The following is an 11,614-nucleotide window of genomic DNA, read 5'->3' as shown; positions in this document are numbered from 1 at the left end:
ACTTAGAACTTGTATGAACTTTGTCCAACGCATTTGATTCGTAGATTGAGAAAATCCAATACACGCAACGTGTCACCAAAGCAAAAAGATTAGACGTTCAAGAGATGAAGTCCCCTTAAAACCAACCGAAATTCCTTGAAAATTGCGTAATATTAAATTCTTTCTAAGCCTTTCACCCGAACGCGTTGAACACTATTGAAAATGGCAGGTCTCCTGGCTTCCCTGAATTTGCCGGCCTTCTCGTTCCTTTTTGAGGGAACAATGGCGATGTAAGAGCAAATTACCAATCGGCAATACCGATTAGGGTTACAGTTGCGGGGACAGCTTCGGTTTTTAACCGAATTCCCTATTAATCCCAAGGTCCTAGAAATAGGTTTGGGAACCAATCTTCGGAACAAACATACGCAAAAACGGACGGTTTAAAATCTTCTGCCAAAAATAATTTTTTGGATATCGCTTCAACAATGGTTTATTTTGATGCGAATTTAGTTTCTCCATTGATGAATGTTTTCTTAAAATCACGCTTAATTTTTGCTCTTTCTCCCTGTTTGCTGTGGACCTGTACCCCGTCAGGCAATTCTCATGAGGCGGAGATTCAATGGGAAGAAATTGATTTGATGCACGCTAGAGGTTTTACACTAAAAAAATCCGGCAAAAATTTTTTGGTGGAAGTATTAGCCCCGTTTCCAAATGCTGAAAACTCCTTTCGGTACCTAGTCCTTGCAGAACAGGATCCCTCTTTGGACACAACTGAATTTGATGCCGTCATTCATTTACCTCTAAATAGAGTGGTACTGACCTCCACCACCCAAGTTCCACACTTAGACTTATTGGGTGTCTCAGATTACTTGTCGGGCTTTCCGAATTTGGATTTGATCTCCTCAGAATCCGTTCGAAAAAGGATCAACGCTGGAGAAGTGTCGGACTTGGGTAGCGGTCCTACGTCCAACCTTGAAAAGGTGGTGGAACTGGACCCGGATCTGATCATGCTTTCCACCTTGGGAAATGATCTGGATCAGTTAGACTTATACAGGAGAGCAGGAATACCCGCGGTCATTAACGGAGACTATGTGGAAGAAACTCCCTTGGGGAGGGCCGAATGGATTAAGTTTTCAGGTGCCCTGATGGGGGAACTGGATGAGGCAACGGTTGTATTCGATTCTATTTCCAGTGCTTTTGAGGCTGCCGGAGCACTTATTCAAAATCAAGAACTAATCAAAAAGCCAACTGTGTTGTCAGGAGTACTGTATCAGGACATCTGGTATGCACCTGGAAACAAATCCTGGGCCGCAGCCCTGTTGGAGGCGGCTGGTGGTCAATATATTTTCCATGATTTGGATGGGACTGGCAGTTTGACATTAAGCTATGAATATGTCCTTGATCAGGCGCAAAATGCCGACTATTGGATAGGTGCGGCTGACTTCGCCAACCTGTCGGCCATGGCAAATGCGGATCAAAGGTATTTGGCATTTGACGCATTCCGTAATCAGCAGGTATTCACTTATACCCATAGAAAAGGTGAAAAAGGAGGACTGCTTTATTTTGAACTGGGGTATGTGCGGCCGGATTTAGTGCTGCTTGATCTAATAAAAATCCTTAACCCGGACCTGCTGCCGGATTATGAATTGTATTTTTACACCCAAATGGATGAAAAATAAGTTTACTCCATCATTGTACTTCCTGCTTTCCGGGATAGGGTGCCTACTAGTCTGGGTTCTGAATCTAGGACTGGGCTCGGTTGCTATACCATTTACTGAAATAGTCAGCAGAATCCTGGGCAACGAATTCAGTAAATCTTCTTGGGAAATCATCTTTTTGGAATATCGATTACCCAAATCCCTAACAGCCATTCTTGTTGGAATCTCCCTATCTGTAAGTGGCCTTCAAATGCAGACCTATTTCAGAAATCCATTGGCTGGACCCTTTGTACTGGGCATCAGTTCGGGTGCAGGTTTGGGTGTAGCCATTTGGCTCATGGCGGGAGCGGCTGTTGGTACCCTAATTCCGGGAATATTCGGCAATGCATGGATGCTGTTCTTGGCCGCAACCTCAGGTTCTATGGCCGTTTTACTTTTGATGAGCCTAGCCGCATGGAGGGTTCGGGATAGTATGACCTTATTGATCATCGGCCTTATGTTTGGCAGCTTGGCGGCCGCAATCATTTCTGTAATATCCTTTTTTAGCCAAGCCGAACAACTCAAACTGTTTACGGTATGGTCTATGGGCAGCTTGGGTAGTACGGGCTGGAATCAATTAGCTGTATTTTTCGTTGCCACGTTGATAGGTGTTTCCCCAGCAATGTACTTGGCCAAATCATATAATGCCATGTTGTTGGGTGAAAATTATGCCCAAAGTATGGGTGTCAATATTTCCCGACTTCGTTGGATCATGATCATCAGTACGGGAATATTAACAGGCTGTGCGACTGCATTTTGCGGACCGATTGCCTTTATCGGTATTGCTGTGCCTCACATCGCGAGGATGATACTAAAGACAAGTGACCATAGGTTACTTTTTCCAGGATCGGCCATTTTAGGTGCTATCGTCATGCTTTTATGTGATACGATCAGTCAGCTTCCTGGATCGGCGCAAACTTTGCCGATAAATGCCATTACCTCTCTTTTCGGTGCTCCGGTTGTCATCTGGTTGATTTTAAGAAGAAATTTCAGCAAGGAATTTTAACCCAATATGAAAACGCCTACCCCACTTGTCGGAAAAAACCTTAGCCTTGGCTACCGGAATAGAAAGGAAATCCATGAGGTGGCCAATGCGATTAGCTTTGAGATACAAGCTGGTGAATTGACCTGCCTGTTGGGACCAAACGGAGTTGGAAAATCCACCCTCCTACGCACCATAATGGGAACATTACCTCCTTTGTCCGGTGAAATGCGGATTTGCGGGAAAGAAGTCGATGCCTATTCAAAAGAAGAATTATCGAAAAAATTATCCGTCGTATTGACAGACCGCTTACAGGTAGGCAATCTGAAGGCGGGAGATTTAATAGCACTGGGAAGAATTCCGCACACAGGCTGGATGGGCCGGCTGGGGGAAAAAGATTTGTCCAAAATCAATGAAGCTATCAAGGCGACCAAAACAGGATACCTCCGTGATTTCCCAACTTATGAGCTCAGTGACGGTCAGTTGCAAAAGGTAATGATTGCGAGGGCATTGGCTCAGGATGGAGAAATACTGCTTTTGGATGAACCAACAGCGCACCTCGATTTGGTCAATCGACATGAAATCATGTTTCTATTGCGCCAAATTGCTCAGCAGGAGAAAAAAGCCGTTTTGGTAGTGACACATGACCTGGAAATTGCATTGGAATCAGCAGATAAGCTCCTACTGATGCCCTGCGGTCATCCGATTATTTCCGGGCTACCGGAAGACCTTGTTATCCAAGGGAAATTAGATACTTTGCTGCCAAATGAAAGGTTATATTTTGATCAGAAATCTGGTAAAATCAAACCAAAGATTTCCTCTCAGCCTCTTAATATTAGTGGTCCAAGCGATCTTGTTCCCTGGGTTGTTGCTGCCCTGGAAAAATCGAGTTTACCAATACACACAACCCCCATCAAGATCGATATAGAGTCGAATCCATTCCACCTTGTCGCACTTGTAAAGGGACAAAAAATAGCATGTGATAGCATCGAAAAGTTGATCATTGGGTTTAGACAGGTAATGATGAGTGAGGGGTGAGTTGACGGAGGTACATGGGGACTAAGGGACTGAGGGACGTAGGGACATCTCTAAGTCTCCCCCTCTCTTCGTCCCTATGCCTCCCCCTTTCTTCGTCTCTTCGTCCCTAAGGCAGGTATCTATTAATATCACCTATTTATAAAGCCGTCAAATACCCCCCGTCAATGGGGATACTGGCACCATTGATATAACCCGCCATCGGAGATGCCAAAAAGGCAATGAGGTAGCCAAACTCCTCAGGTTTACCAAATCTCCCAGCTGGGATTTTACCCCGTTTTTCTTCCGTCAATTTTTCCAAAGAAGCTCCTGTTTGTTCAGATTGCGCTTTCAAAATTTCCGTGATTCTTTCGGTGTCAAAGGAACCGGTAAGAATGTTATTTACCGTTATCCCAAAAGGTGCCACTTCCCGTGACAATGATTTTGCCCAGCTGATAACGGCCGTTCGAATCGTATTGGACAGCGCTAAATTGGGTATCGGTTCTTTTACAGAGGTGGAAGATAAATTAATGATGCGACCAAACCCGTTTGAATGCATTCGGGGAAGAAGGAGGTGCGTGAGCAAATGATACGATTTAAACAGCAGATCAAAAGCCTGTTGGTATTCGTCAATTCCCTTTTGCAATACCGTACCCGGTGCGGGTCCATTGGTGTTGTTCACCAAAATATCCACTGATTTGCTTTCAAAAAAGTCAGTGACTATCCGCTCAAAACCGGGGAAATCCGCATAATCCACTACCAAATAATCATGCAGCTGACCATTAGGGGTTGGCAATTTCTGTTGTATCGCCTGCATTTTTGATTCATTTCGGGCCATTAGGGTGATCTGTGCACCTGAAGCTGCCAGTTGATTGGCCACAGCTAAGCCCAATCCGCGACTGCTCCCTCCCACTACGGCCTGATATCCATTTAGATTGATGTTCATCTTTTTTTATACAAAGATAAAAACATCCGGGTGACGAAAAACATTTTAACAAAACCTATAAACATTATAGAGTTTATTATTTTATTTTTTTAAAATATCCGTATATTTGTTGCACTAACTATTGGTATGACACAGGAGCAGTTTAGCAAGTATTCTTTTCTACTCGACCGGACCGCCCGGAGGGTTAAGCAATATGCCCAGCAAAAGTTTAAGCAAAACGAATTCGATGTCACCGTTGACCAATGGCTTATCCTTAAAAACCTGTCTGAAAATGACAGCTTAAGCCAGACTGAACTGGCCCAACTCGTATTTAAAGATCATCCTACCCTTACCCGGATCATTGATCTTCTATGTAAGAAAGGCTATGTTCAACGGCTTCCGCATCCTTTGGATAGAAGGAGTTTCCAATTGCTCCTCACTGAATCAGGCAAAAGCAAAGTGGGGGAACTTAAACCACAAATTTCCGCAATCCGGCAAAAGGCTTGGAAAAATCTTGGTGAAAATGATTTCAACGAGTTTAAACGGATTCTTGACACTATCTATCAGAACCTAGAATCATAGAGCAACAGCATTTTAAATTTGGTTGCTATACGAATTATACTTACGCAAACAAACGCTTTTCAAAGACGTTACACTTTCAAAAAAAGACACGACATGATTACTACTGACATTTGCATTATCGGAGCAGGCCCAGTTGGCTTATTTGCTGTTTTTGAGGCAGGTTTATTGAAGATGCGCTGTCATTTGATTGACGCATTGCCTCAGGTCGGAGGCCAGCTTTCCGAAATATATCCCCAAAAACCAATTTACGACATTCCAGGATATCCCGAAGTGAAGGCCCAGGAACTGGTAGACAACTTGATGGAGCAAATCAAACCGTTTAAGCCTACGTTTACATTGGGAGAGCGTGTGGATCAATTGAACAAGCAGGGGGATGGATCCTATACCGTCACAACTAGTGACAAAACACAGATACATGCCCAGGTAATTATTATCGCCGGCGGACTGGGATGTTTTGAACCCAGGAAGCCTGTAATCGAAAAATTGGAAAACTTCGAGGGCAAGGGAGTGACTTACATGGTTAAAAACCCCGAATTATTTCGTGATAAAAGGGTTGTTCTAGCGGGTGGTGGAGATTCAGCTCTTGACTGGACCATTTACTTGGCAAATGTCGCAGAAAGGGTCACTCTCGTTCATCGGAACGAGACATTCCGCGGCGCACCGGACACAGCCGCCAAGGTGTTTGATATGGCAAACAATGGGAAAATTGATTTGATTTTATCCGCCAATCTAAAAGAACTTGGGGGAAATGGACATCTTGATACCGTTATTTTGACCGACAAGTCCAAAGCAGAGATCAAAATAGGCACAGATTATCTTATTCCGCTATTTGGGTTAAGTCCCAAGCTGGGACCTATTGCTGACTGGGGACTGACAATAGATAAAAATGCAATTGAAGTAGATACCAGGGATTATTCTACAGGTGTGGACCGAATCTTTGCGATAGGAGACATCAACACTTATCCAGGCAAACTCAAGCTTATCTTGTGCGGTTTCCATGAAGCTGCCATCATGATGCATTCGGCCTTCAAATTTGTCTACCCAGATCAAAAATTAAGTTTTAAATATACTACTGTAAATGGTGTCAATGCATTTTAATGTTAAATTTGCGTCATGATACAATTTACGATAGAAGACCACCAAGGAAATCGCAAGGATGTTGAGGCTCCTGCCGATATGGGCTTGAGCCTTATGGAAATTTTGAAAGCGTATGAATATCCGGTGTTGGCTACCTGCGGAGGCATGGCACTTTGTGCTACCTGCCACGTGGAAATACTCGATGGAAAAGATGAACTGGGTGCTGCTTCTGATGTGGAGCTTGATCAATTGGAAGCTTTGCCGGAATACTTCCCAACTAGTAGACTCGCCTGTCAAATACGAATAAGTGATCTCTTGGAAGGATCCGTGATCAAACTTAGAGGAGAAGATAACTAGGTGCTAATCACATTAAAAACACCCTAGAAGGAATCATTCAGTGTCAAGCTTGATTCCTTTTAGGGTGTTTTTTTGACCCATTTCTGAACGACCTCTTTAAAGGATTCCTGTCTAACCGGCTTGGAAATAAAGTCATTGAAGCCAGCAGCCTTACATTTTTCTTCCTCAGCATTCCCTGCATTGGCAGTCAAGGCTATAATACCTAAGTCTTTTCCTGAGGGATGTTCTCTTATTGCTGCTACCAAATCGTATCCACTCATCTCAGGCATCTGGATATCAGACAATACTAAATGAGGGTTTTCCGAATAAAACAACTCAAGTGCTATTTTCCCATTATTCGCCTCCAGTACCTTTATACCTGGGAAAATATTTCCCAAATAGACGCGAACCAACATCCTATTGACTGCGTTATCTTCTGCCACAAGTACCTTGAAGTGGTAATAGGAGAGCTCCTTATCCTTCGGAATAACTTCACTTTCTTCCTTGAGGGCCAAGCTGCTAATTTTATCCAACGCTTCTGTCAAGTTATCGAGCATCATTGGTTTAATTAGCACGTTAGAATACCCAATAGAAGTAAACTTGGTAAGAGTATTCTCCGGGACATCCGCGGGTAACAACATGAGGCAGGGCGGCAAGTTTATTGTTTTCCCCCAAACCATAAAATCCCTAAGGTCGGTGAAATTTTTCTCCTTTTCGGAAAGCTGTTGGTTAATTAGTATGCATTTTACCCCAGATACCCGCTGTAGCATCTCTTTTGCATCTGTCAATTCATCACAGCTCCGGATTTCGTAGCCTAGCTGATCCAGGTAAAGTTTCGCGCTGTTTATCAGCATGGGGGAACATCCAATTAATACGGCAGTTGATAACTCTTCAAACGGTAGTTGCCTCGGCTTGGGTGCATTCAAATCGTCTACCTCCAAATCAAAGTAAAATATACTTCCTTCATCCAACACACTTTCCACTTGGAGGCGGCTCCCCATCAGAGAAAGTAGTTTGTTGGAAATAGTCAATCCTAACCCCGTACCTCCATACTGTTTGGTTGTGGACGAATCGGCCTGGGAAAACGCTTCAAAAATTAGTTCCTGCTTTTTTGGATCTATTCCAATACCCGTATCTCTGACCTGAAACCTCAACAGAACTTTCTTATCTGGGAGTCGGTCCATCACTTCTACAGACAATTCCACCTCCCCTTCTTTGGTAAATTTCAGCGCATTATTGAGTAAATTAATGAGGATTTGCTTTATCTTCAGTTCATCCGAACGAACCAAGATGGGAACATTTGCGGGATAGTTTATAAGGAATTCGATTCCACTCTTATTTGCGTGAAAGCTCATCACATCGGAGATGGTCCGATATAACATTTGTAAATTTATATCCTGGTAATCCAATTCAAATTTGCCCGCTTCAATTTTAGATAAATCAAGTACATTATTTATCAACTCCAGCAAGGTATTAGCTGAATTATAGGCGGTAGAAACATACCTTTTTTGCTGATTCGACAATGGGGTGTTGTTTAATAGCTCTGTAAAACCAATAACCCCATTCAGTGGTGTACGGATTTCGTGACTCATATTTGCTAAAAATTCGGATTTGGCTTTATTTGCTTTATCGGCCTCTTCCTTTGCCAATTCAAGTTTTCGCTGATAGTCTTTTTCGGAAGTCACGTCCCTCAATACTACAATTTCCCCTAAAAACTTACCTTTTGAATTATTAATGGGTGATTTCGAGGCTGAGTACCATCTGTATTCTTCATTTTCGTCCCATTTAAATATCGTTATACCTTTTTCATCGGATTTTTCTAAGACACCTTTTAATTTATTCCACGCAACTTGAGTAGTAAGATTTGGATGAAATTTTTGATTACTTTTAGCTAGCTTCAGAATTCTAGCAGCGGCGGGATTACAGAAGACAAGGTTCCCTTCCGTATCACATACCAATGCACCATCCGATAGGCTTTCAAATAGCGTCTTATAAATAATCGGAGTTTCTTTAAATAATTGGTATTTGGTCAAACCCAGAAAAACAAATAATCCGGTCCCAATAAATGATATTGGAATAGGATCTAAATTCATAGGAACGGTCCCTGTTAAATAGATGGCATATGCTATCACCGGGAAGGACATTCCAAACCAAATCAACTTAACTTGCTTGGTGCCGGATGCCGTTCCATTTTTAATCATATTTATAATGTAGCGCTGACTTAGAATCAAAAAAAGTAGCGTATACACCTGATGAAACCAGTAAAAAAATCTCTTTTCAGTTACCAACACCTCAAAAATCCCGTAATCCACCAACCGATACGAGGCATAGAAAAGAAAATGAAGGTCATTTGATAAAACCATCAAAAGAGAAAGCAGTGGCAATATAAAAATCATTTTCAGCAATCTGGGATTTATGGCCGTTTCTCTGTTTGAATAATTCAAGGTAAAAAGAAACATACATGGCCCAAAAAAAACCGCCCCAAAATATTGTAATTTCAGAAAAAGTACCTTAACAGGAAGCGTGGATGCTGAGAGCTCACACGCATAAAAAACCGAATAGGCGGCACAAGATACCAGAAGATAAATAAAGTACCTAATTTCCTCCGATTTGCCTAGTTGGGAAGCTTTCCAAGCCAGTATCAGCGGGACAAGGCCTGATATCCCCATCAATAAAACGATACTATTTAAGTCGAAATTTTCCAACATAACAAATGTTTCGGGGACACAAAAAGTAATCGACGGCTCATTAAACAAAATAAAGTATAAGCCTGATACCTACAGATTAACTTAAATCTAATGGAATTTTTACGGAATGCAGATAAATAGAGCTGTTAATGGTGTAAAAGTAAAGAATAATTTACTAAAACGCAGATTCTAGGGCAAAAATTAACTTTACCTATTCAACTGCCATTCAAAAAATTTTGAAAAAACACCCAGACTACAAGAAATTAAACCTGGGCGATTCAAAATCCCTTTGTAACAATCAAGATAAAAAAAACATTATCCCCTACCTAAACAATTTTTCCTACCATCCATCAAACTACATGCGGTTTTCAAATAAAATCTGATGACTAATGTAAAAAATACCTTTGGGGGAGTTAAATTACCTTCGAAAAAGGAGATCTCCCATATTATCCAACAAATCATGCCTTCCTCAACAAGAATGATCAATATAACTGTTTTCATTCATGAACCTATCTTAAGATTCAGGGGCTATTGTCTATTCATCGCAATGCTTGTTTTAATTTCCTGTGAAAATGAGCATATAACACTACCACCTAGTGACGCGGACAATGGCGGATTGATTTTACCGGGTGGCTTTGAGGCATTGGTAGTCATTGACAGCGTTGGTCCCACCCGTCATATTGCTGTTAATGAAAATGGGGACATTTATGCCAAGCTCCGCTTTTCCAGGGACAAACAAGGGGGCACCGTAGGGCTTCGGGATATCAATGGGGATGGTAGAGCAGACTCTGTAGTCCGATTTGGAGATTATGAAGATGTAGGAGGTTCTGCAGTTGGCGTAACTATTCACAACGGATACCTATATACCAGCACCGTCAAGCAAGTGCTGAGAAATAAACTAACACCTGGGGAACTGATACCCCGTAGCAGGACAGAGGTCATTCTAACAGATAATCATCCGAATGTGGCCAGAAACTGGCATACGACCAAACCGGCTGCTTTTGACGGTCGCGGAAACATGTATATACCTTTTGGATCTCCTTCGGATGCAGGTCAGGATATCAACTTGTATGGTCCTACGGGCATCCCAGAAGGGAAAGGACTTGACCCCAGTCCTGAGCGGGAGATGAATGCAGGCATTTGGAAGTTTGATGCCAACATGGAGGGACAAATTCAGTCAGATGGGGTGAAGTATGCTACCGGGCTTCGGAGTATTGTAGGCATGACCTGGAGCCCTTTGGATGACCATCTTTATGCAGTGGTCAACGGAATTGACAATTTCCATACGCTTTATCCAAAACTATACTCTTCATGGCAAGCTGCTGTATTACCATCTGAAACCCTAGTGAGGGTAACGGAAGGAGACGATTTTGGGTGGCCGTATGCCTATTATGACCAATTGCAGGGGAAAAATGTATTGGCCCCCGGTTATGGCGGAGATGGAAATATTGTCGGCAGGGCAGCCGAATTTGCGAACCCAGTAGTGGGTTTCCCAGGACATTGGGCACCTATGGAACTGCTTTTTTACCAAGGAAATCAGTTTCCGGACCGGTACAAAAAGGGTGTTTTCGTCGCTTTTCATGGCTCTACCGATCGGTCTCCCTATCCGCAAGCCGGATACATCGTCTGCTTTGTACCGTTATCCAACGGCACTGCGGGTGATTGGGAGGTATTTGCGGATGGTTTTGCGGGAGTAGATACGGTAGAAAATACCGGAGATGCCAACTTTAGACCCATGGGTTTGGCCGAAGGTCCTGATGGATCGCTTTACATATCTGAATCGAACAAGGGCAAAATCTGGCGGGTGATGTACAAGGGAAACAAGAAGGCTTTTGGGGAAAAGGAACTTGAGGAAATGAACCGCCTTACAGCGCTTAAGACCTATATCAAAACACCCGTGGAAGGAGTTGATAATTTGGATAAAGGATCATTGCTTGAAGGTGGAATTCTTTACAACACCTATTGTGCCACCTGTCATCAGCGCAATGGGGAGGGCGACAAAAACCGTTTCCCACCTCTTGCCCTATCCGACCGGGTACTTGGGGAAGTCGAGCCGCTAGTCGCTTCAATCCTAAACGGCATACAGGGAGAAATCACGGTAAGGGGAAAAACTTACAACGGATATATGCCGCCACACGCCAATATCCTCGACGACCATGCGGTAGCATCCATAACCACCTATATCCGAAGCAGATGGGGCAATAAAGCAAGTGCTGTAACACCTAGCGAAGTTACTAAAATAAGAGGAAAGGTAGTCAACTGATTAGGTAAAAATATTGAGCGAAAATTCTTAATTTACCTGCTTTCAACCTGGAAACGTAACAAAACCAGAAGT

General features: G+C 42.9%; 9 protein-coding genes and 1 riboswitch. Of the genes, 7 read left to right on the top strand and 2 right to left on the bottom strand.

Features of this window, described 5'->3' with window-relative positions; genetic code table 11:
- Window positions 1-186 precede the first annotated feature (186 nt).
- A riboswitch (cobalamin riboswitch) is annotated at window positions 187-402 on the bottom strand.
- Window positions 403-500: 98 nt separating this feature from the next.
- From FQ608_RS19330 to FQ608_RS19320, 3 genes are read left to right on the top strand one after another with little or no spacing between them, the layout of a single operon-like run.
- A complete protein-coding gene (locus tag FQ608_RS19330) occupies window positions 501-1,658 on the top strand; it encodes an ABC transporter substrate-binding protein (RefSeq protein ID WP_158860135.1) in 1,158 nt (385 codons plus the stop codon).
- Window positions 1,648-2,682: an iron ABC transporter permease gene (locus FQ608_RS19325; RefSeq protein WP_158860134.1), complete on the top strand. Its 1,035-nt coding sequence runs from the start codon at window positions 1,648-1,650 to the stop codon at window positions 2,680-2,682. Before FQ608_RS19330 ends, FQ608_RS19325 begins: the two co-directional genes overlap by 11 nt.
- 6 nt (window positions 2,683-2,688) lie before the next feature.
- Window positions 2,689-3,696, top strand: coding sequence for an ABC transporter ATP-binding protein (locus FQ608_RS19320; protein WP_158860133.1), 1,008 nt, complete (start codon window positions 2,689-2,691; stop codon window positions 3,694-3,696).
- Between the two features lie 136 nt (window positions 3,697-3,832).
- Here FQ608_RS19320 and FQ608_RS19315 read toward each other — a convergent pair whose 3' ends face one another.
- Window positions 3,833-4,618, bottom strand: a complete 786-nt coding sequence (locus FQ608_RS19315) for an SDR family oxidoreductase (protein ID WP_158860132.1) — start codon at window positions 4,616-4,618, stop codon at window positions 3,833-3,835.
- Window positions 4,619-4,744: 126 nt separating this feature from the next.
- Here FQ608_RS19315 and FQ608_RS19310 point away from each other — a divergent pair, with 126 nt between their 5' ends.
- The 3 genes from FQ608_RS19310 to FQ608_RS19300 all read left to right on the top strand — a co-directional run bounded on the left by FQ608_RS19310 (window position 4,745) and on the right by FQ608_RS19300 (window position 6,613).
- On the top strand, window positions 4,745-5,179 hold the full coding sequence (locus FQ608_RS19310) for a MarR family winged helix-turn-helix transcriptional regulator (protein WP_158860131.1): 435 nt from the start codon (window positions 4,745-4,747) through the stop codon (window positions 5,177-5,179).
- A 93-nt stretch (window positions 5,180-5,272) separates the two neighbouring features.
- Window positions 5,273-6,277, top strand: coding sequence for an NAD(P)/FAD-dependent oxidoreductase (locus FQ608_RS19305; RefSeq protein ID WP_158860130.1), 1,005 nt, complete (start codon window positions 5,273-5,275; stop codon window positions 6,275-6,277).
- 15 nt (window positions 6,278-6,292) lie between these two features.
- Window positions 6,293-6,613 carry a 2Fe-2S iron-sulfur cluster-binding protein gene (locus FQ608_RS19300; protein WP_158860129.1) on the top strand — a complete coding sequence of 107 codons (321 nt, stop codon included), beginning with the start codon at window positions 6,293-6,295 and terminating at the stop codon, window positions 6,611-6,613.
- Window positions 6,614-6,672: 59 nt separating this feature from the next.
- Here FQ608_RS19300 and FQ608_RS19295 read toward each other — a convergent pair whose 3' ends face one another.
- Window positions 6,673-9,300: a histidine kinase N-terminal 7TM domain-containing protein gene (locus FQ608_RS19295; RefSeq protein ID WP_158860128.1), complete on the bottom strand. Its 2,628-nt coding sequence runs from the start codon at window positions 9,298-9,300 to the stop codon at window positions 6,673-6,675.
- A gap of 361 nt (window positions 9,301-9,661) precedes the next feature.
- Here FQ608_RS19295 and FQ608_RS19290 point away from each other — a divergent pair, with 361 nt between their 5' ends.
- Entirely contained in the window at window positions 9,662-11,542 is a 1,881-nt protein-coding gene (locus tag FQ608_RS19290; RefSeq protein WP_234364279.1) for a c-type cytochrome, read from the top strand.
- Window positions 11,543-11,614: the final 72 nt, after the last annotated feature.

The sequence above is a fragment of the Lunatibacter salilacus genome (assembly GCF_009797935.1).
Taxonomy (GTDB): Bacteria; Bacteroidota; Bacteroidia; order Cytophagales; family Cyclobacteriaceae; genus Lunatibacter; species Lunatibacter salilacus.
Note: the sequence above shows the minus strand (reverse complement) of the source record. Positions and strands in the feature narration are given on the sequence as shown.